At 57.0% G+C, this 25669-nt stretch carries 16 protein-coding genes; 8 read left to right on the top strand and 8 right to left on the bottom strand.

All coding sequences use genetic code 11. The annotated features are described in order from the left end of the window. Positions 1-67 precede the first annotated feature (67 nt). A complete protein-coding gene (locus ACI1P1_RS16750; protein ID WP_416217568.1) occupies positions 68-1237 on the top strand; it encodes an MFS transporter in 1170 nt (389 codons plus the stop codon). 13 nt (positions 1238-1250) lie between these two features. Here the strand turns inward: ACI1P1_RS16750 and ACI1P1_RS16745 are convergent, their stop codons facing one another. Next, on the bottom strand, positions 1251-1379 hold the full coding sequence (locus ACI1P1_RS16745) for a hypothetical protein (RefSeq protein ID WP_416217567.1): 129 nt from the start codon (positions 1377-1379) through the stop codon (positions 1251-1253). A 192-nt stretch (positions 1380-1571) separates the two neighbouring features. Between ACI1P1_RS16745 and ACI1P1_RS16740 the strand changes: the two genes are divergently transcribed. Then, on the top strand, positions 1572-2243 hold the full coding sequence (locus ACI1P1_RS16740) for a Bax inhibitor-1/YccA family protein (RefSeq protein ID WP_416217566.1): 672 nt from the start codon (positions 1572-1574) through the stop codon (positions 2241-2243). 384 nt (positions 2244-2627) lie between these two features. Here ACI1P1_RS16740 and ACI1P1_RS16735 read toward each other — a convergent pair whose 3' ends face one another. Next, on the bottom strand, positions 2628-3500 hold the full coding sequence (locus ACI1P1_RS16735; RefSeq protein ID WP_416217565.1) for an AraC family transcriptional regulator: 873 nt from the start codon (positions 3498-3500) through the stop codon (positions 2628-2630). Between the two features lie 112 nt (positions 3501-3612). On the opposite strand from ACI1P1_RS16735, the gene ACI1P1_RS16730 reads away from it, so the two are divergent. Next, on the top strand, positions 3613-6171 hold the full coding sequence (locus ACI1P1_RS16730; protein ID WP_416217564.1) for a glycoside hydrolase family 2 TIM barrel-domain containing protein: 2559 nt from the start codon (positions 3613-3615) through the stop codon (positions 6169-6171). Between the two features lie 161 nt (positions 6172-6332). On the opposite strand, the gene ACI1P1_RS16725 is transcribed toward ACI1P1_RS16730, so the two are convergent. Next, complete coding sequence (locus ACI1P1_RS16725) at positions 6333-7328, bottom strand: MerR family transcriptional regulator (protein ID WP_416217563.1); 996 nt, start codon at positions 7326-7328, stop codon at positions 6333-6335. A 280-nt stretch (positions 7329-7608) separates the two neighbouring features. On the opposite strand from ACI1P1_RS16725, the gene ACI1P1_RS16720 reads away from it, so the two are divergent. The 4 genes from ACI1P1_RS16720 to ACI1P1_RS16705 all read left to right on the top strand — a co-directional run bounded on the left by ACI1P1_RS16720 (position 7609) and on the right by ACI1P1_RS16705 (position 11268). Then, positions 7609-8607 (top strand): ABC transporter ATP-binding protein, encoded by a 999-nt coding sequence (locus tag ACI1P1_RS16720; RefSeq protein ID WP_416217562.1) that lies wholly within the window; start codon positions 7609-7611, stop codon positions 8605-8607. Continuing rightward, entirely contained in the window at positions 8604-9401 is a 798-nt protein-coding gene (locus ACI1P1_RS16715; protein WP_416217561.1) for an ABC transporter permease, read from the top strand. The genes ACI1P1_RS16720 and ACI1P1_RS16715 overlap by 4 nt, the downstream gene beginning before the upstream one ends. 8 nt (positions 9402-9409) lie before the next feature. Further along, positions 9410-10201, top strand: a complete 792-nt coding sequence (locus tag ACI1P1_RS16710; RefSeq protein WP_416217560.1) for an ABC transporter permease — start codon at positions 9410-9412, stop codon at positions 10199-10201. A 107-nt stretch (positions 10202-10308) separates the two neighbouring features. Beyond that, positions 10309-11268, top strand: a complete 960-nt coding sequence (locus ACI1P1_RS16705) for a metallophosphoesterase family protein (protein ID WP_416217559.1) — start codon at positions 10309-10311, stop codon at positions 11266-11268. 520 nt (positions 11269-11788) lie between these two features. Here ACI1P1_RS16705 and ACI1P1_RS16700 read toward each other — a convergent pair. The 4 genes from ACI1P1_RS16700 to ACI1P1_RS16685 all read right to left on the bottom strand — a co-directional run bounded on the left by ACI1P1_RS16700 (position 11789) and on the right by ACI1P1_RS16685 (position 20836). Further along, the gene (locus ACI1P1_RS16700) at positions 11789-17170 is read right to left on the bottom strand and encodes an S-layer homology domain-containing protein (protein ID WP_416217558.1); all 5382 of its coding nucleotides are present in this window, start codon (positions 17168-17170) and stop codon (positions 11789-11791) included. A gap of 180 nt (positions 17171-17350) precedes the next feature. Beyond that, entirely contained in the window at positions 17351-18943 is a 1593-nt protein-coding gene (locus ACI1P1_RS16695) for an extracellular solute-binding protein (protein ID WP_416217557.1), read from the bottom strand. A 50-nt stretch (positions 18944-18993) separates the two neighbouring features. Next, complete coding sequence (locus ACI1P1_RS16690; RefSeq protein ID WP_416217556.1) at positions 18994-19863, bottom strand: carbohydrate ABC transporter permease; 870 nt, start codon at positions 19861-19863, stop codon at positions 18994-18996. Positions 19864-19879: 16 nt separating this feature from the next. Continuing rightward, positions 19880-20836, bottom strand: a complete 957-nt coding sequence (locus ACI1P1_RS16685) for an ABC transporter permease (RefSeq protein WP_416217555.1) — start codon at positions 20834-20836, stop codon at positions 19880-19882. A gap of 293 nt (positions 20837-21129) precedes the next feature. Here ACI1P1_RS16685 and ACI1P1_RS16680 point away from each other — a divergent pair, with 293 nt between their 5' ends. Next, positions 21130-23412: a helix-turn-helix transcriptional regulator gene (locus ACI1P1_RS16680; protein ID WP_416217554.1), complete on the top strand. Its 2283-nt coding sequence runs from the start codon at positions 21130-21132 to the stop codon at positions 23410-23412. A gap of 765 nt (positions 23413-24177) precedes the next feature. Here the strand turns inward: ACI1P1_RS16680 and ACI1P1_RS16675 are convergent. Further along, positions 24178-25668 carry a UxaA family hydrolase gene (locus ACI1P1_RS16675; protein WP_416217553.1) on the bottom strand — a complete coding sequence of 497 codons (1491 nt, stop codon included), beginning with the start codon at positions 25666-25668 and terminating at the stop codon, positions 24178-24180. Position 25669 lies beyond the last annotated feature (1 nt).

Genomic DNA, 25669 nt, shown 5'->3' with positions numbered 1-25669 from the left:
CGATTTTTCCCCTGCTGCCTGCGGCGTTACAATGGAGGGACGACGAAGACAGAAGGGTTCGCTGCATATGTTTCTGAATGTGATGGTATTAGGCATTGCGTTTCAACTGATTCTTAATTTATCCAGACCGGCTGTGCCCCTGTACGCCGCCTCTCTGGGGGCATCCACGCTGGATATGGGGGTGCTCACCGCCTGCTACGCCTTTCTCCCCATGTTCTTCTCCATCTCCGCAGGCAAAATAGCCGACCGCTTCGGCGACCGGCTGCCGGTGCTGTTCGGTATGGTGGGCTGCGGCATCGGCATGGCACTGCCCTGGTTTTTTCCTTCTCTGTGGGCCTTATACGTGTCCCAGCTGATCACGGGATTTTCCAGCATCTTCATTGCTATCTCTCTCCAAAATGCCCTTGGCCACGCCGCCCCCGAAGGCAAACGGGATGATTATTACGGCTGGTTCAGCACCGCCAATTCCCTTGGCGCATTCCTGGGGCCGGTAACGGCGGGTTATCTGATCAGCCATATTTCGTATTCTGCTGTGTTCGCTAGCGCTCTGGCCGTATTCGGGGGTTCTTTTCTATTTGCCTGGAGGCTGCCCGGACAGAAGCGGAACAAGCAGCAGCTGAAGGTGGGGCTGACGGATTCCCTGGTCCTGTTGAAGAATGCCGACCTGCTTCGGGCCTTGATCGGCAATGCTCTGGCCCTGTACTCCCGGGAGATTTTCACCGCGTATTTTCCCCTGTATGCAACGGGAGAGGGCATTTCCGTCTCCACGGTAGGCTGGATTTTGTCCATACAGGGGCTGTCTATGGTGCTGGTGCGGTTCTTTATGTCCCGGCTGCTGCAGAAATTTTCCCATAACGGCATTCTCATCGGGTCCATTCTGGTCTCCGGAGCGGCCTTCCTGCTGGTAGCCTTCACATCCCATCCGGTATGGCTGGGCATCTGGAGTGTGCTGATGGGGTTAGGGCTGGGCTGCGGGCAGCCGATCTCCATGACGGTGGCGTATAACTCCTCCCCGAAATCGAGAACGGGTGAGGTTTTGGGGCTGCGGCTGTTTATGAACCGGATCTCGCAATTTACGGCGCCGCTGTTTTTTGGACTGGTGGGGGCATCCCTGGGGCTGGTTTCGGTCTTCTATGTAAGCGGGGCTTTTCTGCTGGGAGGAACGCTCTTGCTCAAGCCGCCGCGAAAAAACAAAACTACAGACTACGCCAATCCGCAGGAATCGGCGGAACTGTGACCGGACCAGCCGCTTACGGCTCCGGTTTGTTGTAGAACAGCCGTTGTTTGTGGCTCCAGACAAAGGCCACTGCAGCGCCTGAACCAACCACTAGAGCCAGGAACAGCCAGTGATTCCGCACAAAATCCACCATAACCCCCATTGCGTTTCCCTCCTTTCCCGATAGTTGGAATGGTTATAGTATGGGTTCCCTGAAACGGACCTATGCTAAGATGTGGAGTTTGCCCGGTAAGCTTCCTTTAGGGACAGGTAATAAAATGGCAGGCTTTTGTGATACAATGGTAAAAGGATAATTTGCAAGGCTCATATTCGAACCGAAAGGTGGATTTTCAAAATGGATGTTCAATCCCGCCCGATTGCGGTGGACATGGAACGGGAAGCGTATAACGATCCGTTCCACAAGCTCATGCGTATGTTTACGATTTCGGTCCTCATCTCCTTCATCGGCACGGCTATCGGAACCATGGTTCCCCCTGCGCTGTTCCTGCCGCTGGTGGTGGTGGAGTTCGTCATGGTGATTTCGGCGTTCTGGATCCGCAGAGGCAAAAAAGCCATCGGCTACCCCTTTGTGTTCGCCTTTACCTTCATAAGCGGCGTAACGCTGTACCCGACGATTGCCCATTACGCCAATATCGGCGGCAACTCGCTGGTGCTGACCGCCTTCTCCGTAACGGCTGCGGGTTTTGCCGCGCTGTCCTTCTACGCGTATTTCTCCAAGCGGGATTTCAGCTTCCTGGGCGGCATGCTGACCATCGGCCTGTTCACTCTGGTAGGGTTCAGCCTGGTGGGCATGTTCACCGGCGGCTTCGGCGGCGGTTTGGGCCTGGGCATCTCCGTGCTGGGTGTGCTGATTTTCTCCGGCTATATCCTGTATGACATCTCCCGCTACCGGCAGGGCCTCTCCGACGAAATGATTCCGCTGGCCGTGATGTGCCTTTACCTGGACTTCATCAACCTGTTCCTGTACGTGCTGCGCATCCTGGGTATCCTCAGCTCCGACGACTAAGGTTTGGTGGGGAAAATACCTATCTGGTTAAAATGACAGCAAGCCCCTTCCGCATTTCCGCGGGAGGGGCTTTTTTCGTTGGTTGAAGTAAAAGGGCAGCGTCAGCCGCTCCTATGGAATAACGGAAGGTATTTTCCGTTATGCGGCCCAGCATGTCTGCTACGGGGCAATAGCGGAAAGGAATTTCCGCTATTGCTCCTCCTGGGGCCCATCTGCGGGGGGAACCTGCGCGATAGCGGGAATTTGCTTCCGTTATTGCGGTGCCGGCATGGTGCAGCGGGAGAATAGCGGAAATCCGTTTCCGCTATCCTGCGTAGACGCCGACCATGATACGGGAGCTTGCGGAAGCATTTTTCTGCTACAGGCCGGGAGGAAGAGCACCCTCTACTCCGTCCTCTGGAAGGAGCGCCGGAACCGGTGGGGGCTTAAGCCCACATGCTTGCGGAACATCTGGCAAAAGTAGGAGGTGTTCTGGAGGCCGACGGCCTGGCCGATTTCCTCCACGCTTTTGTCCCCGGTCCGCAGCAGGAGACAGGCCTGGCGCACCCGGACGGCCGTGAGGTAGTCCGTGATGGTGCTGCCCACTGCTTGGCGGAAAGCAGCGGAGACGTGGCTGGGCGTCAGATGGACCGCCTGGGCCAGCTGCTCCAGCGAGAAGGGCTCGGCGAAGTTCGCCTCGAGCCATTCCATCACCTGCTCCGCCACGGCGGAGCCCTGGGGCGGGGGAAGCCGGTGAAGCAGCAGCTCCGGCTCCTCATGACGCTTCAGATGCCCCAGCATATCTGTCAGACAGAGCATCTGCTCCTCTAAGAGCTCTGCCTGCGCCGCAGACTCCATCCGCTGCCGGTACTCCTCCAGCTTGTCCACTGTCCTCGCAAGCGGCAGGTTCTGGAACACCTGCTGCTGCAGGGGCTCCTTCCACAGCCGCTGGAGGAATTGGCGCAGGGAGGGGAAGGCTTCCAGGCGCTCCGCCAGCTCTCCCGGCTCGAATACCAGCAGGGTACGGATATAAGCACCGCCCGGCTCTGTCCGCATAATCACCCGGTGGAGCTGGAAGGGACGGAACACCACCAGATTGCCTGCCGTCAGGTCAACTATCTGGCGGTTTACCACGACCCGGATCGTACCCTCATGGACAAACAGCAGCTCCATGCCTTGATGGGCATGGTAAATCTCGGAGAACTGCCGGGTCCGGTCTACCCGGAAGGAGCATTGCACCGGATGCTGGTTCAGGTTCAGGTAGTTGAGAATTTTCATACGTATATTCGCCGTCCTCACCGTAATGTAACAACATTTTATCATAATAGACCCGGACTTTGCAGACTTCCCCTCTGGTAAGATTCAATTATAGATGAAGGAGGAATGTACGATGCAATCCATTACACTGACAGAGGGCTGGGAGCATTACAGAGGCGGGTTGGGCGGAATTTGGGAGGTCTGGCGGGCGGATAAGCTGCCTAACAGCTTCTTTCATCTGCCGTGGGAGAGGGTGTACCTGCCCCATTGCTTCAATAGCCACGACGGCGTTGATCCGGACGTGAAATATTACCAGGGAGAGGGCTGGTACCGGACCCGGCTCCAGGTCAACAATCCGTATCCCGGCGGGCGGACGCTGCTTCATTTTGAGGGAGTGGGCCAAAAATCGGCGGTGTTCATTCATACCGAGGAGGTCGCCCGGCATAACGGCGGGTACGATGAATTTACGGTAGATATTACGGAGGCGGTGGAGCGCATCCGGCAGCATCCCTTGTATGGAGAGTGTGTTCCGCTGGCCGTAGTGGCGGATAATTCCCGGGATCTGCAGACAGTGCCCTCGGATATCAGCGATTTTAACCTGTATGGGGGCATCTACCGCCATGTGCATCTGGTGTATGTGCCGGCGGTATCCCTGGAACGGGTGCATGTGGAGGTGAGGACGGAGGCGAAAAGTGGCGTCGGTGAAAAAGAGGCAGCCCCGGCATCCGCGTTAGCCACCGGAGACGCGGGGACGGACGCGGCCGGAGCAAACAACACATCAACGGCACAACCCGGCTTCCGCGCGAAAATCTCCGTCCGGGCCAGGCTGTACAATCCTGAAGGCCTAACCGGCGAAACCCGGCTGACTGCGGTTATCCGCGATCCTTCGGGAGCGGAAATCCGGCGGTTTGAGAAGGCGTGCAGCCTGCCGCAAGACGGGATGGAGGAGCTGGCTTCCTTTGTCCTGGAGGAGCCCGAGCTATGGAGCCCTGACCAGCCGTCCATGTACACATGCGAGGTTACCCTCACCGGAGCATCCGGAGACACGGGGGTGGCAGAGCGTTTTGGGGTGCGGCATTTTGAATTTGTGGAAAAGGGTCCTTTCCGCTTAAACGGCCAACGGCTTCTTCTGAACGGCACCCAACGCCATGAGGATCATGCCGGAGTTGGGGCGGCCATGACGGAGGAGCTGATCCGCGCCGAGATGCAGCTGGTGAAGGAGATGGGTACCAACTTCATCCGGCTGGGGCATTACCAGCAATCCCGGCTGGTGCTGGAGCTGTGCGACGAGCTGGGCCTCCTGGTATGGGAGGAGATTCCCTGGTGCCGCGGCGGACTGGGCAATGAGGCGTATAAGACGCAATGCCGGGACATGCTCCGGGCTATGATCAACCAGCATTACAACCACCCGTCCGTCATCATCTGGGGGCTGGGCAACGAGAACGACTGGGAGGGGGACTACGACTATTTTGACAAGGAAGCTATCCGCGGGTTTATGAAGGAGCTGCATGAGCTCTCCCATCATCTGGATGACTCCCGGGTGACGGCCATCCGGCGCTGCGAATTCTGCAAGGATATCGTCGACGTCTATTCCCCCTCCATCTGGGCCGGGTGGTACAGGGGCATCTATACCCAATATGAAACCTATACCCGGAATGAATTCGAGCAGACCGACCGTTTCTTCCATATGGAATGGGGCGCGGACAATATGGCGGGACGCCATGTGGAAAAGCCGTACACGGGCTTTGCTGAGATTGCCTCAGGGACGACTGCGGAGGAGCGGGACGGGGATTTCCTGATGTCCGGCGGTGATCCCCGGGTTTCGGTGCTGGGGGACTGGTCGGAAACCTACTTCTGCGATCTTATCGATTGGCATCTGAAATGCCAGGAAACCATGGGCTGGCTGACGGGTACCGCCCAATGGGTGTTCAAGGATTTCTCCACCCCGGTCCGCCCGGACAATCCGGTGCCGTATGTGAACCAGAAGGGTGTTGTGGAGCGGGATTTGACCAAAAAAGAAGCCTTTTACGTGTTCCAGTCCTACTGGAGCACGGAGCCGATGGTGCGGATTTACGGGCACTCCTGGAAGGTACGCTGGGGCAAGGAAGGGGAAAAGAAGCGGGTTCGGGTCTACTCCAACTGCCGCTTTGTGGAACTGTTCGTCAACGGTGAAAGCCAAGGGGTGAAGGAGCGGAACAGCCAGGATTTCCCCTGCGCCGGTCTGCGGTGGGATGTGCTGCTGCCGGAGGGAAGCAATGAACTGAAGGCTTTAGGCTGGGGCGGTACCCTCGGCAAGAACGACAGCGCCAACACCGGAGCGGGGAATGGCACCACTGTAGGGTTAGAAGCGGCTGTGGAGGATCAGGCGCAGCTGCATTACCAGACGGCTGTTTGGTCGGCACCGGCCCAGCTCCGGCTGACCGCCCGCCGGGTGGCGGAGGACCGGGTGCTGCTGGAGGCGGAGGCTTACGACACAAATGGGGTGTATTGCGCCGATGCCGCCTGCTTCGTGCGATTCTCCGGGGCGGGTGACGGCAGGCTGCTGGATAATCTGGGCACCACCCGGGGCAGCCGCCTGGTGCAGCTGGCCAACGGTCGGGCTGCCATCTTCGCAGAAGTGAAGCCTGGGGCGGGATTTGTGGCGGCTGTCTCCTCGGCGGGACTCCCCGCTGCCCATGTTGTGGTGGAATAAACAGAAGACAAACGGAAAACCGGATGGGGACAAAAAAAGTCCCGCATCCGGTTTTTTCATGGCTGTATTCGTTCGCTTAGCATCAAGCCTGTTCGGATAGAGTGTTGCTGCTTGGGTATATGTTTATCTGGGGGCATTGGGGTGGTGTACAGCTGTAGCCTTCAGTCCGTCAATTCCTGCACAATCCGCCGGATTTTTTCGGCGCTGCGGGACAGGGTCTCCAGCACCTCCAGCCAATGGTCTCCCGCCTGGAGGTATTCGCTCTCCGGATCCAGCACCGGCTGGTTCAGCGCCAGCACCGCCCCGGCCTGATTGCCGCTGTCGAAGGCGGCCAGGCTGCTCCGGATGGCGGCGATGCTGTAGTTGTTCTGCCGCAGCATATAGATAATCCGCAGCCGGGCCATATCGCTGCCTCCATAAATCCGCTGCCGGTTCGTGCCGGACCGGGAGGGGGCGGTCAACCCGTTGCGCTCCCAGTTTCGCAGAACCTCCGGGGTTACCCCCAACAGCGCAGCCGCCTCCTTGTGGCTATATCCCTCTCCGGGAACGGCCAGGGTTTCCCCTTCCGCCCAGGCCTTCAACAGGGCTGCAGTTTCCAGGGCAACGGCATATTCCTTTTCCAGGAGCCGCTTATATTCGTCCGTCAGCCGCCGGGCCTGGGGCAGGTCCCATTCCCTCAAGGCCTCCACAATCCGGAAGGCCGTATGCCGCAGGGTGCTGTTGGTATACGGATCCCCCAGGATGATCCGGCAGACACGCAGCTGTGCCAGGTGCCGCACCGTAAATTGCCGGTAGCCGTTGGCACCGCGTCCGGCCTCCGAAAGCAGTCCGCACCGTTCGTAGAAGCGGATGGTGTTGGGATGCACCCCTGCAATTTGGGCCAGCTGGCCGGTGGTGTAGAAGCCGGACTGCCGGGCGGGGCTGTCCCGGTGGTCCGCCGGGGGCGGGATAAAACGGATGATGTCCCCGGCCCCGCATTGTAGCACCGTGCAAATCCGGGCCAGAACCTGGAGATCGGGGCGTTTGATTTCATTCCTCAGGTATAAATTCAGCTGGCTGCGCTGGATGTCCGCCTGTTGCGCCAGCCGCGCCGGGTCCATATGCCGCAGGCGAAGGGCCTGCTCCAGCGTAATTTCAACCTCTCCCCATTCCTCCATCCTAACCGGCCTCCTGTGAACAGCTATTTATCCTAGGGTCTGTCCTCAAACTCCGAGGGGAACAGATTTTGGCGAATTTTCGTTCCAGGCAAGGCACTTTTGTGAAGGCGTACCGGGGGTACGTCAAGCGAAAGTAACGATAGCCTGGGACGAAAAGGCGGTAAAAGATGCCCCCAAGCGGGTTTGAAGACAGACCCTAACCCTCCAACTATACACCACCCTGGTTTGGGTTTGCTATACTGGGATCCGAATAAGCTGCGATCAAAGTGGAGGTGGGAATATGCCGCATATTATGGCGGAGGAATTAACGAAGATTTACCGGGTGCCTGTCCGCAAGGGAGGCTTGAGGTCAGCCTTTGCCAGCCTGTTAAAGCCCGAATTTATGGAGGTAAAGGCGGTGGACGGCATCAGCTTTTCCATCCGGCAGGGAGAGATGCTGGGGGTCATCGGCCCCAACGGCGCAGGCAAAACCACAACGCTGAAGCTGCTCTCCGGCTTGCTCTGTCCCACAAGCGGCAGGGTGGAGGCGGCAGGTTATGTCCCTTGGAAGCGGGAAAAACGCTATCTGCAGAGGATCAGCCTGCTTATGGGAAACCGCAGTCAGATGCAATGGAACAACACCGTGTACGATTGTATGACCATCTTCCGGGATATCTACCAGGTTCCGGAGGCAGCCTTCAAAACCCGGCTTACGGAGCTGGCCTTCATGCTGGATGTGGATAAGCTGATGCCCAAACGGGTGCGGGACCTGTCGTTGGGGGAACGCTCCAAGTGCGAGCTGATCCTGGCTCTTTTGCACCGCCCGGAAATCCTGTACCTGGATGAGCCGACACTGGGGATGGATGTGACCATGCAGATGCGGCTGCGGGAATATATCGGGGAATATAACCGGAGGTATGGGGCAACGGTGATTCTGACCAGCCACTATATGGCGGATATCACCTCCTTATGTCCCCGGGTCATGCTGATCACCGGAGGAAGGCTTTCCTTCGACGGTCCGTTGTCGGGATTGTCGGAGCAGCTTATGCCTTACAAAATGATCCGGCTGGCCTTGGCGGAGAACGGGGAGCTGACCCAGGAGCTGCTGGACAGCCGGGGGATTCCTGCGGAGCTGACCGAAAGCAAAAGCGGCGCCTATTCGCTGCGGGTGCGCAAGGAGAATGCGGTGCAGGCCAGCGCGATGCTGATGCAGACAGCCGATTTGGCGGAGTTCAGCATCACCGATCCGCCGGTGGAAGCGGTCATCGACAAGCTGTTTTCCGGGGAGGTGGCCCGATGAATTGGCGTGGGGGATGGGCAATGATCCGGGCTCAATTATTTGGATATCTCTCGGCAAAAGGCTTCTTCTGGACCCTCGCTTTAGGGTGGATGACCGGGCCATTGATTTATCTGTTTGTGTGGATGACAGCCGCGGGAAACGGCACCATCGGCACCTATGACCGGAACGGCTTCGCTGTTTATTACCTGTGCGTCATCGTCGTCAATCAGCTGACCTACCCAACCACCCACTGGTCCACGGCCCAGATGATCCACAACGGCTCCATCTCAAGTGCGCTGCTGCGTCCGCTGCCTCTTGTCTATGGTGCTATCGGGCAGGAGCTGGCAGTAAAGCTGGTTTGTGTGCCCTTTGTGCTGGCGGTGGCGTTGGTTTTGGGGGTATGCCTGGGGGTGGACACCGGCATGGATATTGGCCCGGAGCATATCCCACTGGCTGCAGGGGCTATGCTGCTGGCTGTGGGAGTCCGCTTTTTGCTGGCGTATTGTCTATCCCTTGTGGCCTTCTGGACCCGCCAATCCGGCGCTTTGCTGAGTGTCAACGACACCTTGTTTTATCTCTTGGCCGGGCAGGTGGCGCCGGTGGCGCTTTTTCCCGGTGCGCTGAATCGCTTGGCCTCCGTGCTTCCGTACCGCTACATGCTCTCCTTCCCGGTGGAGGTGCTGATGGGGAGCTTGTCCGGTCAGGAGCTGGTCCGGGGCTTCGCCATGCAGGGGATCTGGCTGACGTTGTTCACAGGCGTCTGCTTCTATATCAACAAACAAGGCGTACGCCGCTATTCCGCTGTGGGAGGCTGAGGCAAAACATGAAAGAGCTGAAACTGGTGGTGACCTTTATCCGGATGGCCTTGCAGGAGGAATCGGCGTACCGGCTTAACTTCTTGCTCCATCTGCTCAAGGCGGTGCTGGAGCTGGCGGGCAGCATCGGCGGCATCTGGGTGCTGTTCCGGAACAATGAAAGCCTGAATGGCTGGACCATGCCGGAAACACTGGCTGTGCTGGGGGTATACCTGCTGGTGCAATCGGTGAAAAATCTGGTGATTGGCCCGAGTATGAACCTGCTTGGGGGGATGGACGGCGAAATCGAACAGGGAACCTTCGATTATACCCTTCTGCGCCCGGTTTCCAAGCAATTTTATGTCAGCCTGCGCAAATGGTCCCCGTGGTCCGTTTTTCACATGGCTGTCAGCATGGGGGTTATCATCCTGGCTTTGGCCAGTATGGATAAAGCTGTATCGTGGGGGGCCCTGGTGATCTTTGCCGCTGCTCTTGCCGTCGCCATCGGCATTCTCTATTCCCTGATGCTGTTTCTCAGCTCCATGGCTTTTTGGTACAGGGGGACCTATCTGCTCTGGATCATGGAGGATCTGATGCAGGCGGGACGTTACCCAATGGGGATGTATCCCCGGTTTGTCCGGCTGGCGCTAACCTGGGTGTTCCCGTTGGGCTTCATTGTATCTGTGCCGTCGCAGGCGCTTGTGCAGGAGCCTCCCCTGGCGGCGCTTCTGGCAGGGGCAGGGATTATGGCTGTTCTGTTTATTGGAGCCTCCGTATTCTTCACGGCCAGCCTCCGCAAATACACCAGCGCCTCCAGTTAAGAAAAATATATTTTCATTCTCCCTGCCCAGGAGTATAATGGCAAAAACCAGTGTGTCTGGAAACTCTGGCGGGTTTTCAGTCACACCATATAGGGAGAGAGACAAACATGCTGCAATTCGGGAAAAATGGAGACTTTACCATTGTGCAATTTACGGATATCCACTGGAAAAACGGTGAGCCGGGGGACGAGCAGTCCTACGCTCTTATGAAGCGGGTAATCGAGGTGGAGAAGCCGGATCTGGTGGTGTTTACCGGCGATGTCATCCACAGCGAGGCCTGCCACGATCCCTTCGCCTCCTACCGGGAGGCCGTTAAGGCGGCAACGGAGTCGGGTGTGAAGTGGGCTGCTGTGTTCGGCAACCACGATGCCGATGCCCATGACGTGTCCAAGGAGCAGCTGATTGCCCTGCAGCAGGAACTGCCGGGGTGTGTGACGGAAGCGGGACCGCAGTTGGAGGACAGGCTGGGCAACTGCTGTCTGGAAATCCGTTCCGGTGACGGGCAGCGGCCGGCGGCAGCCTTGTACCTGCTGGATTCCGGCGGGCATACGGATCATCCTGTGGGCGGTTACCAGTGGATCACCCACGGCCAGATCGGCTGGTACAAGGAGCGGGCCGGCCGGCTGCAGCGGGGAAACGGAGGGGTCCCGGTTCCGGCCTTAGCCTTCTTCCATATCCCCTTGCCGGAGTACAACCAGCTGTGGGACTACCATACCTGCTACGGTGTCAACTATGAGGGGATGGGCTGTCCGAAGGTAAACTCCGGTTTGTTTACAGCGTTCCTGGAGACGGGGGATGTGCGGGGGGTATTCGCCGGGCATGATCATGTCAACGACTTTTGGGGCGAGCTGCACGGCATCCGGCTGCACTATGGCCGGGCTTCGGGCTGTGGAGAGTATGGCCAGGAAGGGGCCTATGGCAAGGAAGGCATGCTCCGGGGCGCCCGGGTAATCCGGCTGGACGAGGAGAATCCGGCGGAGTTCGCCACCTGGCTGCGGCTGGAGGATGGTTCGGTGGTGGAGACCCAACCCGTGCATCCGCCGGAGAAGGTGTGGAAGCGGATTTAGTTTGATGCGGATAGCGGGGCGGGCGCACCGGCGCACCCTTCCGCACTTGTGCGGAGGGGGCTGGTTGGCGGACAGTGCACCTAACGGGGAGCGAGCCTAGCGGACAGTGCATCTAGCGGACAGTGCGCCTAACGGGGAGCGAGCCTAGCGGACAGTGCGCCTAACGGACACAGGTTCCACTATTTCGCTGAATCATGCCATTCTGGCTGCTGAACGGACAGAGAATCCGTTATTTGGGGAAAAAGATGCGGCTGGAATGCCCAAAAGCCGAAATAGCGGATCGTGTGTCCGCGAAACGGCCAAAAAGGCGCGAAATGGGAGAATAACGAAACGACGGTCCGTTACACCCCGGGGGTACGTCGACGAAGCGCGAAAACAAGGAAAAGAGGCTTGCCATCGGGCAAGCCTCTTTCTATTGCCGCAAGCAACCGCCGCAACCGCCGCAAGCAACCGCCGCAAGCTACTGCACTACTGCCGCATGCTATTGCGGTATGCTATGGCTGCATCGTTCACGCATGAGCTACTGCTTCTTATAAGCGGCCATTCGCAGCAGCAGGGTAACCGCCTCTGCCCGGGTGGTGGAATCGGCGGGGGCATACGCGCCGCCTTCCTTTCCTTGGGCAAGGCCCGCTTCCTTCAAGGCCGCTGCCGCGCCTTTGGCCCAGGCAGGGATTTGCCCGTCATCGGCAAATCCGGAGCCAGCGCCGTTGCCCGCCGCATCAAGACCCAAAGCGCGTGCCGCCATCACGGCCATCTCGGCCCGGGTCACCTCCGCCTGGGGACGGAAGGTGCCGTCCTCATAGCCGGAAACAATGCCCAGCCGCTGCGCCTGGCCGATGGGCTTCTTCGCCCATTCCCCGATGGCAGCCTCATCGGCGAAGGACACTGCCGCAGCGTCCGCATCCGGCAGCTGGAGGGCTTTTACCAGGATGGCGGCAAACTCCGCCCTGGTCACCGCCCGGTCCGGCTGGAAGCTGCCGTCCGGGTACCCCTCCAGGATGCCGCTGCCTGCCGCTTGTTTAATCACGGCCTCGGCCCAGTGGCCGGATACGTCTGGGAAGGACACGGGGGTGCCGGGCAACCCGGACTTTTCTTGAATTGCCATAACCGCATACTTGCCAAAACGGTCGGTGGATGCGGTCATTGTATTGCCCTCCACCTTGCTGTCCTTCAGCTCAACCCAGGCGTTGGCTGCTTCATCGTAATAAAACAGCGCCGTTTTGTGCCCTGCCGGTATTTTGGCCGGATCGAACTGAACGGTCAGCGCAAAGGGCTTCGTTAACGCGGAGGAACCCTGCTTCAACACTTCATACACCCCGCCGCCCAAAGCCGAACCGGCGGGAAGCACGGGGATCAGGTCCGCCTTCACCTGCTCCACCGTTAAGGTGATTTCTCCGGCTGCCGCTTGGGACGGCACGGATACTATAACAAGTCCGTTCAGACTAACCTCTCCGGCTTGCCCGGCAGCAAGGGTTTTCGTGGAGGAGCTGCCGGTTTGGACCGGCTGGCCGCCGCCCATTGCCGGACCCGACCCCGGGGAGCCGGTATTGTCCTCATTCGGTTCCTCAATCACCCCTGCTTGCACCTTTATGGGGTGGCTGGCCGCTGCCTGCTCCAGAAGACCCGGTGCCGCAAACCGCCCGTCCACCGTGGTGGCCGTAATCACGGCGTCTCCTGCCGCATGGCCTGTTACGTTGCCCTTGGAGTCCACGGATGCAACACTGGGGTTGCTGGAGCTCCATATAACCTCCTTCACCAATGCCGCTTCCGGCGTCACCTGAGCCTGCAGCCCCACGGCGGAGCCGGCAATCACGGATGCCGGGCCTGTAATGGCCACGGCCTCAGGAGGCGCATAGGAGGAGATGCCTCCCGTAAGCAGCGGACGCAGCCGCCAATAGACGCTCCACGCGTTGTTGCCTGTGCCGGTGGTATTGCCGTTTCCGGCAATCCGGATGAAGCGTGCCTTCACAGGCTCGTCGAAGGTAAAGGTCTGCAGCGTATTTTCCGCCGCAGAGGCGCTTCCGGGGTTAAGGGTTAGTGCGTTATAGTAAGTCTGTCCGTCGGTGGTCCACTCCACCGGTGCAGATTCCCCCCCGCCGCCTGTTACGGTGCCGGAAGGGACGAAGGACCAATTCTGCCCGTCTGCCGAATATTCGATGCGCAGCTTATAGGTACGGGGGCTGGTCGCATGCTGGGTGAAGCCCACCTGTACCCCGTGCAGAGTCTGCTCCTTTTCCCCTAAGTACATTCTGATCCATACGGCACCGCTGGCTGCCCATCTTACGGAGGTTGGTCCGGCATAGTCATTGGGGTTCAGCACGTTCACCGCATAGTTCTGATTGCTGGCATCCACCTGCTGGTCGCTGGCCAGAACAATGGGAGATTTAGGAGTGGAGGCAAAGCTCACCTTGTAAAAATTCTTTACACCGGTGGCATCAGTCAGCGTAATAAGCACGGGTTCGCTGCTGTTATGCTGCGGATAGGCAATGTCTACAGCAATTCCCGGCTCCGCAACAGCGGTGATGACCGGCGGCTTGGAATAATCGTAATCCAGCGGCAGGTGATAGCTGTAGCCTGAAACCTCCGGCGAGAAGCCTGGCAAGGTTTGGCCCTCCACCTGCAAATCCCTTAGCTTGGGCTTGTAGGAACTGGACCGGTCGATGATGGGAGGAACAGTATTTTCCTTAATGACAGCCGCAGCCTTTGCACCGTGGCTGTTAACCAATTGCTGAACGTACAGGCTCTCCGGCAACCGGTCTCCTTGGGGAGACAGCTTTTTATTGATCCCGTACTCATAAGCCTCAAAATTGGGGACCATACCGCCGTTCATTTTGGCCGCTGTCATATTCTCGGATGTGCCCTTGTCCGTCTTCTGGCGTCCGGTTTCCGGATTGGTGGCGGAGCCCAGGCGGTTGGTCGCGCTGTCGAACCATTGGCCCATGATATAGTTCGGTGTAAGCTGGGGCTGTGTCACCATAAAAGGCCCGGTGGAATTGTAGATCAGATAGTTGACGCCCGCCCAGCCGTGGGAGGTGCCCATGTTCCACCGGTTCTGGAGATAAAACCGTGCGGTGGTGCTGTCGTACAATCCCCCGGAGGACCAGCGGAAGTGGGGCTCCGAGGCATTGGAGGTATATTCGCTGCTGCTGTCATAGAACACATTGGGACCGGAAGTATAAGAGTCCACAATAAAGGCATGGCGCATATACCGGGCATGTACCCGTTGGGTAAACATAAATTGGGATTTTCTGTAATATATGGAGTATCTGCGCTCTCCGGCATCCATCAGGCTGACCGGGTCCAGCACATAACCATCCTGAACCGTAATATTGCGGGAGCTGCCGTCGGTGACAAAGGCGCTGTCGATCTGATAGGTGACGAAATTCCGCATCCACCCGTCGCGCACATTCACCATAGCCACGAAGACCTGGGCATGGTTCTCATCGTTATAGGACAGGTAATGGGAGCCGTATTTCTGCAGGGCGGGTTTGCTGTCCGTATTGTAGAAGTGGGAGATACCCTGGATATTCTCCACACCCACATGATTGATCCGGTTGTCCTCCGGTGATTTGGCAAGAGTGGAAACGCCCCAGCGCCGGTCCAGATTATCCGAGAGGGGTTCGGCGAAGGTGATGGTTCCTGTTGCCGCATCAATGGCAATAATTGTCCGTTCGGCGGAGAAAGGAATTCCGGCAAAGCCGCTTTCCAGAGTGCCGTTGGTCAGCCAGCTGCTGGCGCCATCGATTTTGTCCATGTACATGGCCTTCACCCAGTTGGTGTTGACGGCCTTTCTTACGGAAACTACATCCCCCACGAAGAAGTCGTCTGTACGTGCAACATGAACGAAATTTTGCCCGGCTCCTACGTACTGGTCCGTAATTTCCACCGTCACATTGGCGGGAGTGGAGGCTTTGGGTCCCGTAATGTAAATCATGGTACCCTTCATGGACTTGTCATACGGACTGCCCCCGGTTGCGGAATGGTTGGCCGGCGGTGTATAGGACGGGCTAAGGGTCCACGTGGCAATAAGCTTGGTGGTATCCGGCTCTTCCTCCTCATTGGCGATTTGCTGGTTGTAGGGGTTAGCTGCAGAACCGTCGCCTACTACAGGAGTTGGGGTTCCGGCACCCGCTCCACGCAGCACCACACCGGAGACCGCAATGGTCAGAGGTTTGCTGATGCGGAATACTCCCGGCTCCAGATAAACCGCACCACGGAAGCCATCCTCCTGAATGGGATACATGGAAACATAATCAATGGCATCCTGAATGGACTGCCAGGCATCCTGGGTATTGTCCGCAAGCGGCGCTACCTTGGCGCGCACCGGCACGTTGGGGATGGCTGTACCGCCTCCCTTGTAGCCGACATCGGAATAATCCATGATCCGGTTGCCCTTGTAATCCGGGACATAGGCAATCCTGCCCGCATCATCCAGCTGAAGGGCGGGATAAGCTTCATTTGCCCAGGAATCGGGACTCACATTGGCTACATTGGCATTGCCGGAATGAAGCGGATGGGTAACCGACTTGTATAAATCAAACCGGTCAATAGCCGTGAAGTAAAAGGTGTCGTAAAGGGCTCCGCCCTGGTTGGTGAGGGTGAAGGAAACCTTGTAGGTGCCGTTGGCCAGAGCAACGGTGTCCGGTACGGTGAGCTCTGTCTGTGTGTCTGCGTTCACGGCAGGAAAGCTGTACGCTGCAGCGCCTCCGGGGCCGTAAAGCGTTCCGGTAATGGTGGTGCCCGGCAGAGCTTTCACAATGCGGAAGATTGGGAACTTGCCGGAAGAGGCATGGGCATCCACTACAGCCGGACGGCCAACAGTCAGGCTCATTCCCGGATAAGAGGGCTCGATCAAAGCGTAACCGCTGCCATAATCATTCATGTAAACATCCGAATACAAGGGTGATGTGACATTCAGCTCAAAGGGCACAATCGTTCCCCCTGTGAATTGAAAGCCCAGTGTAGTGGTTCCTTGGGGGAGAGATTCCAGATATCCGGTTGCGAGCACAACCTGCTGGATTCCGCCGGAAGGGGCAGACAGTGAATAATCCTGTCCCATTACCAGGTAAACGGCCTCCGCTACGGTGGGGCCTGCCTTTATTCCGGCAAGAGTATCGCCCTGAAGCTGGAGGTTGGCTGTTACTGTGCTGCCGCTGCCCTTTTCATAAGAGGCGGATACAGGAATAACAGCGGGAGAAACGACGGAGCCGGCAGCACTCAGCACCGTGAGGCCGGAAGCGCCCAAGGTGCCCGGACTTCCGGAAATTAACGTAAAATGGATCAGGACATACCGTGCCGACACCGGAGCCGACAGAGGACCTGTGGAGGTTGCTGTCCAAGCGGAAGTACCGGGTGTAAGAGAGGCGCCCCAGTTGGGATCATCGGGTGTAACAGCTGCCGGAACGGCAACATGCTTGGCCAAGGCCCAGGCATTGCTGGACCAATCCAGGACACTGGCGCTTGAGTTGTTGGTGGCGGGCAGGTTTGTCCAAGCTTCTTCGCTTGTGCTGTACAGCACCTCATAACCCGACATCCGTTTTTGGACGTTGGAGAAGCTGGTAGGAATGTCAAAACGGAATTCATTCACAGCTTGAGCCGAACCCAAATCTACGGCTACCCACAATGAAGCGGTATTGCCTGCAGTCGGGAAAATGTTGGCGGCCGAGCCGCCATACTGCCAATAGCTGCTTCCGTCATGGGAGGCGGCCAGAGGGGCCTTGCGGTTCGTATTTTCCGAGCTGACCTTTACATTCTCCCCTGTTTTCAGCGTTATTGAGGCCAGAAGATCGGTTCCCGGTGCAGCCGCATGGGCGCGGGAAGACGGGATCAGACCCATTCCCATACCGGATAATAAAGCGGCAACCAACATGATAGACAGCGCTTTCGAAAAGAATCGTTTCAAGCGTGTAACCTCCTGATCAGTCATTTGGGCGAGCTTTCAAGGTATACCATACCATAAACCCTATTTCATTAATGTCGCCGGATCATGTGAAAATATCGTTCAAATACGATGGTGTTTGGCCGGAAGAGAGGAAGGACCTGAGTCCAGGGATGGATCAGGTCCCGTTCCAGCCAACGGCGGCTATTGCTTCAGATAACGCTGGTAGGCTTCGTTCTTGATCTTCAGTACCTCTTCAATGCCCAGTGTCTTCAGCTTGCTGACATAAGCGTCATAGGTGGCTTCCAGAGGCTGGGCGCCGAGAATCCATTTTTGGCCCATTTCGCTGGTATAGGTGTTGATGGAAGCCTCCATGTTCCCCAGCTTCTTCTCCTCCTCCGTGGTGTAAGCCAGAATCGGAATCTGCTGGCGGATATACTTGTTGTTGATGTATTCGCTGATACCCTTGTCCGCAATGCTGTTCAGGTATTGGCGTTCATATTCGAAGTCCTGGTGGAAGCTGAATTGAATTTGGGCGCCATATTTGTACAGGTTCTGGGTCACTTGACCGCCTTGAAGAATTTCATCGGTGAATTTGGGCTTGCCGTCCACCATGGTGTAGGTCAGTCCTTCCACCCCGAAGTTGGCCATTCTTCTGCCTTCCTCGGTGTACCAGAAATCGAAGAACTTGATGGTCTCTACCGGGTGTTTGTTGCTGGCGGAGATGCCCCAGCCGTCGGATTTCACCACTGCCCGCGCTGTGGGCTCCACAATCTTGCCCTTGCTGTTGGCAGGAGGTGCGATGGGCAGGAATTTGAAGCCGGTAATCTTATCCTTCAGCGTATCGTTAAAGGAGGCGTTGCTGGCGAACCAGTCGTGGTTGGAGCCGCCAGTATTGTTCCCGAGAAGAATATCCCGCGCTTTGGTGCCCCTTGTGAAAATCTCCTTGTCGATCAGCCCTTCCTTATACCATTTGGCGACAGATGCGATTCCCTCTTTGTATTCCGGCTCCAGAGGGCCGTAGACAATTTTGTTGTCCTTCAGGGCATAGCCTTGGTCGGCGGCCCATAGCGAAAGCAGCTCATAAACACCCGAGGCGGAGCGGCTGAAGAAGGGGATTTCATCCGGCTGGCCGTTGCCGTTGGGATCCTTCTCCTTAAATTCCTTCAGCACCTTATAATAATCATCCACCGTTTTGGGGGAGGACAGGCCCAATTTATCCAGCCAGTCCTGGCGGATAAACCAGCCGGAGGCTGCTTCACCATCGGGGGCGAAGGGCAGGAAGTACATTTTGCCGTCGGCGGCAGTGCCCACGCTTCTTACGTCCGGGCGTTTGGCCAGGAAGGCCTTGATGTTGGGCGCATGTTTGTCGATCAGGTCATTCAGGGGAACAAAGGCGCCCTCTTGGCCGAATTTATCCATATTGGCCTTGGTGGACATGACAATATCGCTGATTTCCCCGGAGGCCATCATCATGTTGAAGGCCTCCTTGCGGTCCGTTACGGTTTTGGGGAGAGTGGCCTTCAGGGAAACATTGGTCAATTCAGCGGCTCTTTTGAACACGGCCCAGGATTCGTTAAATACGTTCCCGTCGAACATCAGGTGGACCGACAGGGAAAGGGGCTTGTCACTGGCCTTGACGCTTGTTTGCGGGGATGCCGCCGCTCCTGCAGGAGACGGGCTGCCTGCTGTTGGTTCTTCCGCGCCGCTATTGCCTCCGCAGCCTGCCAGCAAGGAGCCGCCCAGGGCCAATGCCATGATGGAGCATACTGCCGGACGGATGGTTGTTTTTTTCATGATAGAACCTCCCTTTTTAGTGTTGCCATGCTTTTATGGTAACGGTTCAACTAACCCTTGATAGAACCGATCATAACGCCCTTTACAAAGTATTTCTGGATAAACGGATAAACGGCGACAATCGGCACCACTGACAGGACAATGGTGGCGTAAATAACGGTTTCCTGGCTGAAGGCGGCTACATCAGAGGTCATCATCATGTCCTCCGTCGGCTTCATACTGACCACCAGCTTGTTCAGCAGCACCTGCAGCGGAATTTTATCCTCATCCTTCAAAATAACCATGGCCCAGAAGTATCCGTTCCAGCGGTTTATGGCATAGAAGAGGGATATAGCGGCAAGGGATGGCTTGGAGAGGGGCAGCACAATGCGCCATAGAACCTGTGCATCGGTAGCGCCGTCCACCTTGGCCGCCTCCTCCAGATCCTCGGGAATGGATTGGAAGAAGGAACGAAGGATCACCACATTAAAGGTGCTGATGGCAAAGGCGAAGATAATGGCGGTCCGGGTATTAATGAGCCCCAGCTCCCGCAGGTTCAGATAAAACGGGATCATACCTGCGCTGAATAGCATGGTGAAGGCGATAAAAAAGCCGATGGCGCCCCGTCCCAGGAGACGCTTCTTGGATAGGGGATACGCACCGAAGATGGTAAACACCACGTTCACGACCGTACCCGCCAGGGTGTAAAAGATCGTATTGGCATACGCCATCCACAGGGAATTTTCCTTCAGCACCTGCTTGTAGGCGTCGAAGGTAAGGTCTACCGGCCAAAACATAACCTTGCCGGTAACCACGGCATCCCCCGAGCTGATGGAGGCGGATAACACATACAAAAAGGGATACACAGTGCTGAGCGCCAGCAATGCCAGAAAAATATGATTGCATATGGAAAATGCTTTTTCACCCTTGGACAATTTCATAGGAGGACTCCTCTCTTTACCATAAACCGCTCTCTGTGAATTTCTTGCTGAGCTTGTTGGCGGCAATCACCAGGACAAGGCCCACGGCGGAATTGAACAGGCCTACAGCAGTGGTCAGGTCATATTGGCCCTCCCTGATCCCCGCCCGGTACATATAGGTGCTGATGACATCCGCCGTTTCGTAGGTGGCCGGCTGGTACAGGAGAATAATCGCCTCGTAGCCTACATCCAGAATATTGCCGATCCGCAAGATCAGCATGATCATCACTGTGGGCAGAATCCCGGGAAGGGTGACATGCCAAACCTGCTTCCACTTATTGGCCCCGTCAATAACGGCCGCTTCGTACAGCTCGGGGTTGATGCCGGATAAGGCGGCAATGTACAGGATGGCGCCAAAACCGGCTTCCTTCCAGATGTTCATGGAGATGAGGATGGTGCGGAAATATTCGGGAACCGTGAGGAAATAAATCTTTTCGAAGCCGAGCTTGGCCATAATAATGTTCACCAGCCCGTTGCTGGGCGCCAGGAAGTTGGTGACGATCCCCGCCACCACCACCACGGAAATAAAGTGGGGCAGATAGGTCAGAGTTTGGACCGCCTTTTTAAACAGCACATTGCGGACCTCATTGAGCAGCAGGGCCAGAATAATCGGCGCGGGAAAGCCCCATATCAGACTGTATAGGCTGATCAGGAGGGTATTGACTAAGGTGCGGACAAAGTACGGACTCTGAAAAAAGGAGATAAAGTGGTCAAAGCCGATCCATGGACTGGCTGCAATGCCTTTAAATACGCTGAACTCCTTGAAGGCAATCTGCAGCCCGTACATGGGCTTGTAGGCAAACATAAGATACCATAGAACAAACGGGATCAACAGCAGATAAAAAAATCGATCTCTCTTCACACATTTGGCGATTCTCCGCCAATCCGGGTGGAAGCCGGTCAGAACCGTCCGGTTCTTGAGCTTAGTTTCCATGGACGACACTCCTTGTCTGGTTGGGGCAGCTTTTTTTGAAAGCGCTTTAGATTTATATTAGCAACAGGGCTTCCGTGCCGTAAATCGCTATAATCGCGGCTCTCTCCAAAACCCACATTCCACACGGCGGGAAGGCTTTTGCAATCAGGTCCAGTATAGATTCTGTCGATGAGTATGGAAACTGGAGATTTACCTGGAGGGTAGGGGTGGGCTATACTATGGTTTACATCTCGAGTAAAAAAAGAAGAAATTAATGTAAGCGCATTCTTTTGGCCTGCTACAGGGGGAACAACATGAAAAAGAGATTTTGGAGGAAGCTTCTGGCTGCCTGTATTACCATTACGCTGCTTTATACGGTTATTGCCGGACTGGTGTTTGCTGTTCAGAATAATCAAATCATTCAGACAGAGCTGCTTAACCAACGGAGGGCGTTTATGGACCAGGCCCGCACCCGGATGGATATGAAGCTTAACGCGGCTTTTAATTATGCGGCCCAGCTCCGGGTGAAGAAGGACATCCTTTCGTATGCCCGTGAACAGGAGAAGGATTATTTTGTCATTACCAATGTGTTTAATGAGTTGAAGGCAAATATGAATGCTTTTACAAATTTTGGGTATCAAATCGATGTGGTCAAGCAGGGCGGGGATTTGATCATTACCCCCTACAGTACCATGACCCGGGAGCAGTATTACCGGTTTATGAATTTTGACAGCGGTACGGCAGCGTGGCTGGAGGCCTTCGAGGAAACCCGTGCTCTTCCCTCCACGGCCATGGTGCAGACAAAGCAGGCCGCTGGCAGCAGGAGTCCGGTTACGGAAAATGGGGAGCCCGATTCGAGAGGGCCGCTGGTCACCTTTGTGCAGCATGAGCCGCTCCCCAACGGGGAAGGAATTATGATCGTGATTTCCTTCTATCAGGATCAGTTTTATCCGGTTTCCGGATCGGATCAGGAGAGCTTCAAGCTGCTGTACGACAAGGAGTGGATAGGAGCAGGGGACGCCGCAGGGGAACATGTGCATCAAGCGGAAGCGGTGCTGGCGGGACTGGAGGAGAATGCCCGTTACGCCGAGTTCGAGCTGGACGGCAGGCAGGTGTTCATTGCCAAGTCGGACAGCCTGGGTAAGCTCTATTACGTGTATTCGCTCCCTGAGCATACCTGGGGACAGGGGCTGACGGGGGTCCTGAAGAAGCTGCTGCAGTTCTACGCTGTCATGATGGCTTTGGGTGTTGCGGTTTCCTTGGTGGCGGCCAACAAGCTGTATAAGCCGGTCCGCGGGGCGGTGAGCTCCTTTTCGAAGGATGGGGAGCCCATGGTGATGGACGAATTCGCCTTTATCCGGGAGTATGCCGGGCGTATCCAAACGGCCAATGACCAGCTTCAGGAGATGCTTCAGCATAACCGGCTACCCCTCAAGAAGAAATTCATGCGCGACCTGATTCTCGGATTAATGCCGGGTGGTCAGGCAGAGGCAGGGATCCGGCGGCATGAGCTGGAGTGGCTGGAGGGTCCTTCAGTGGTGGTAGTGCTGGAGTTTATGGAGGATAAGCTGTGGGGTGAGGCGTATACCCTGGAGACGATGCTGGAGATCAAAGCCCAGGCGGTGCTGATTGTTCTGGAGCATCTGAATGCGTATGGGCCCAATGACAGCGTGGAGCTGGATCATCTCCATTATGCCATCCTGCTGAAATACAGCGGCACGGAAGCGCTGCGCAAGCTGGTGCTGAGTGCGGTGGCGGGTGTGGAGGAGCGGTTCGGCATCCGGATTACGGCCGCCGCGGGACGTCCGGTTGAGAGTGGGGCGGTGCTGAAGGAATCGTATGTAACGGCAGTGAAGCTGCTGGAGGAACGGCAGGTTCAGGATCAGCACCCGGTCATCACCTTCGAGGAGATGGAGCACCGGTCCGGAATGGGCTGTTATTATCCGTTGGATGCGGAGCGGGAGCTGACGGTGTGTGTGCTTCAGGGGCGGCCGGAGGAAGCGGCGGAGCTGTTCGACCGGGTCTGGGAGGAGAATGAAGGAAGGGCGAAGGACCGGGAGGAGACGCTGCAGCTGTTCCTGTATGCCATGATGACCACCATCAGCCGGATTCTGCATCATCTGAACAAGCCGGTCTCCGAGATTATTCCCGGCGGGCTGCCCGCGTACCCGGCAGCGGATCCCGGCCGCCGGACCGGGGAGCTGCGCGGCCAGCTCCGGGAGGTGCTGCTGCGGGTGGCGGTATATGCCCGCGACCGGAGCAAGGAGCAGGACCATTCCGTGGCCAGCCAGATGGTGGCCTACGTGCATGAGCGCTACCGGTTGGACATCTCGCTGACGGATATGGCGGAATCTTTTAACCTGTCGCCCAATTACATCAGCCAGCTGATCAAGGAAAAAACCGGGGAGAGCTTCAAGGATTACCTCAGCGCCTACCGGGTCAAGCAGGCCAAGCGGATTATGAACGAGCAGGCGGAGCTGAAGATCCATGATGTGGCCGCCCTGGCCGGCTGGAGCAATGTGAACACCTTCATCCGGGTGTTCAAGAAGTACGAGGGTGTGACGCCCGGCCAGTACAAGCAGGAGATGGAGCGCTAAGGCGGCGGCGCGGACGTAGGCCTGCGGCGCAGGGGGGGCACGGCCGGGGGCCGGGAGTGGGGCTGCGCCCGCCCTGGCTGGCGGGGCAGGCGCTAACGGAACTCAGCGACCGTTAGACGCTGAATTGGGCAAACTTCGTGTTTTAACGGAACTCAGCGACTCTTAGCGCACAAATTTGCCGCCAAACGGCTGCCCAAACCCCTCTAAGAGCTCCTGAGTTCCGTTAGCCGCAGAACAAGCCTGTTTTTAGCGTCTAAGATCTTCTGAGTTCCGTTAGCGGTGGGGCGGGGGCGTGGAGGGCATAAAGTTGGTGAGGGGCCAGTGTGTTGAGTAACCATAAGAGCTTCTGAGTTCCGTTAGCGGTCGGGCGGGGCTCAGAGAGCGTAAAGCTGGTGAGGGGCGAGTGTGTTGAGTAACCATAAGAGCGTCTGAGTTCCGTTAGCGGCGGGACGGGGGCGTGGAGGGCATAAAGTTGGTGAGGGCCAGTGTATTGAGTAACCATAAGAGCTTCTGAGTTCCGTTAGCGGCGGGGCGGAGGCGTGGAGGGCATAAAGTTGGTGAGGGCCAGTGTGTTGAGTAACCATAAGAGCGTCTGAGTTCCGTTAGCGGCGGGACGGGGCTCAGAGAGCGTAAAGTTGAGTAACATTAAGGGCTTCTGAGCTCCGTTAGCGGCGGGACGGGGGCTCGGTGAAAGGAACCACAGAAAACGAAAACCCGGCACTCTCCCACAGGAGAGACCGGGTTCTTTTAGATAGAGTGAGCGGATTACAGAGTTACGCCATCCTTGAAGATGGAGATTTCGCGGTAGCCGTTGATTTCGTTACGGGTTTCCTTGCCGGAGGCTACTTCGAGCACAAGGCTGAAGAAATCGTCGCGCACGTTCGGCATGTCCTTGCCTTCCAGCAGCTGGCCGGCGTTGAAGTCGATCCAGTTGCTCTTGCGGGTAGCCAGATCCGAGTTGGTGGCCACCTTCACGGTCGGAACCGGAGCGCCCAGCGGGGTGCCGCGGCCGGTGGTGAACAGAACGATGTGGGCACCGGCTGCCATCAGAGCGGTAACCGCTACGATGTCATTACCAGGGCCTTGCAGCAGGTTCAGGCCGGGTTTGGTGGCATGGTTGCCGTATTGCAGTACGTCCACCACGTTGCCGGTGCCGCCCTTTTGGGTGCAGCCCAGGGATTTTTCCTCCAGGGTGGAGATGCCGCCTTTTTTGTTGCCTGGGGACGGATTTTCATAAACCACTTGGTTGTGGCGGATATAGTATTCCTTGAAGTCGTTGATCAGGTTGACGGTTTTGTCGAAAACCTCTTCGTTCAAGCAACGGTTCATCAGAATGGTTTCTGCACCGAACATCTCAGGCACCTCGGTCAAGATGGTCGTGCCGCCGTGAGAGATCAGGGTATCGGAGAACTCGCCCAGAAGCGGGTTAGCTGTGATGCCGGAGAAGGCATCGGAGCCGCCGCACTTCAGACCCACAATCAGCTTGGAGGCCGGTACAGGCTGGCGCTTGAAGGTTTCGGCATAGCCGACCAGCTCGTCGATCAGGCCCATCGCTGCTTCCAGCTCGTCATTTACATCCTGGGTGGACAAGAAACGGACGCGCTGTTCATCATACTCGCCCAGGAACTTCTTGAACTCAGGAATGTTGTTGTTTTCGCAGCCCAGACCCAGTACCAGAACACCGCCGGCATTGGGGTGGCGGACCATGTCAGCCAGGACCTTTTGGGTCATGGTTTGGTCGTCGCCCATTTGGGAGCAGCCGAAGGGATGAACGAAGGAATACACGCCGTCTACACGGCCCTTGTATTTCTCCGTGGCTTCCTTGGCCAGCACCTCAGAGGTTTTGTTTACGCAGCCGACAGTGTTGACGATCCAGATCTCATTGCGGATGCCCACCTCGCCGTTTTTGCGCACAAAACCATTGAAGGTTGCTTCCTTGCGGGGTTTCTCCTCGCTCAGGTTGGGGTTGTAGCTGTATTCCAGCTTCCCTTCCAGGTTGGTCTTGATGTTATGGGTATGGATATAGTCACCGGCTTGGATCGGTTCCTTGGCATGGCCGATAGGAAAGCCGTATTTGATAATGTTTTCGCCTTGGGGGATGTCCCGAAAGGCAATTTTGTGACCCTTGTCGATATCTTCACGGGCGGTAACGGTGTAGCTGCCCAGGGAAACGGTCTCGCCCTTGGCAATCGGCACCATGGCGACTGCCACGTTGTCGGCAACGTTGATTTGAATCAGTTTATCGCTCTTGATCATC

The sequence above is a fragment of the Paenibacillus mesotrionivorans genome (assembly GCF_046098205.1).
GTDB classification, from domain to species: domain Bacteria; phylum Bacillota; class Bacilli; order Paenibacillales; family NBRC-103111; genus Paenibacillus_AR; species Paenibacillus_AR mesotrionivorans.
This window is presented reverse-complemented; position numbering and strand designations above follow the sequence as displayed.

What these genes read in the sequence shown, in the direction of transcription:
- ACI1P1_RS16750 (WP_416217568.1), top strand. Translation starts at nt 68, where the DNA reads ATGTTTCTGAATGTGATGGTATTAGGCATTGCGTTTCAACTGATTCTT.
- ACI1P1_RS16745 (WP_416217567.1), bottom strand. Translation starts at nt 1,379, where the DNA reads ATGGGGGTTATGGTGGATTTTGTGCGGAATCACTGGCTGTTCCTGGCT.
- ACI1P1_RS16740 (WP_416217566.1), top strand. Translation starts at nt 1,572, where the DNA reads ATGGATGTTCAATCCCGCCCGATTGCGGTGGACATGGAACGGGAAGCG.
- ACI1P1_RS16735 (WP_416217565.1), bottom strand. Translation starts at nt 3,500, where the DNA reads ATGAAAATTCTCAACTACCTGAACCTGAACCAGCATCCGGTGCAATGC.
- ACI1P1_RS16730 (WP_416217564.1), top strand. Translation starts at nt 3,613, where the DNA reads ATGCAATCCATTACACTGACAGAGGGCTGGGAGCATTACAGAGGCGGG.
- ACI1P1_RS16725 (WP_416217563.1), bottom strand. Translation starts at nt 7,328, where the DNA reads ATGGAGGAATGGGGAGAGGTTGAAATTACGCTGGAGCAGGCCCTTCGC.
- ACI1P1_RS16720 (WP_416217562.1), top strand. Translation starts at nt 7,609, where the DNA reads ATGCCGCATATTATGGCGGAGGAATTAACGAAGATTTACCGGGTGCCT.
- ACI1P1_RS16715 (WP_416217561.1), top strand. Translation starts at nt 8,604, where the DNA reads ATGAATTGGCGTGGGGGATGGGCAATGATCCGGGCTCAATTATTTGGA.
- ACI1P1_RS16710 (WP_416217560.1), top strand. Translation starts at nt 9,410, where the DNA reads ATGAAAGAGCTGAAACTGGTGGTGACCTTTATCCGGATGGCCTTGCAG.
- ACI1P1_RS16705 (WP_416217559.1), top strand. Translation starts at nt 10,309, where the DNA reads ATGCTGCAATTCGGGAAAAATGGAGACTTTACCATTGTGCAATTTACG.
- ACI1P1_RS16695 (WP_416217557.1), bottom strand. Translation starts at nt 18,943, where the DNA reads ATGAAAAAAACAACCATCCGTCCGGCAGTATGCTCCATCATGGCATTG.
- ACI1P1_RS16690 (WP_416217556.1), bottom strand. Translation starts at nt 19,863, where the DNA reads ATGAAATTGTCCAAGGGTGAAAAAGCATTTTCCATATGCAATCATATT.
- ACI1P1_RS16685 (WP_416217555.1), bottom strand. Translation starts at nt 20,836, where the DNA reads ATGGAAACTAAGCTCAAGAACCGGACGGTTCTGACCGGCTTCCACCCG.
- ACI1P1_RS16680 (WP_416217554.1), top strand. Translation starts at nt 21,130, where the DNA reads ATGAAAAAGAGATTTTGGAGGAAGCTTCTGGCTGCCTGTATTACCATT.
- ACI1P1_RS16675 (WP_416217553.1), bottom strand. Translation starts at nt 25,668, where the DNA reads ATGATCAAGAGCGATAAACTGATTCAAATCAACGTTGCCGACAACGTG.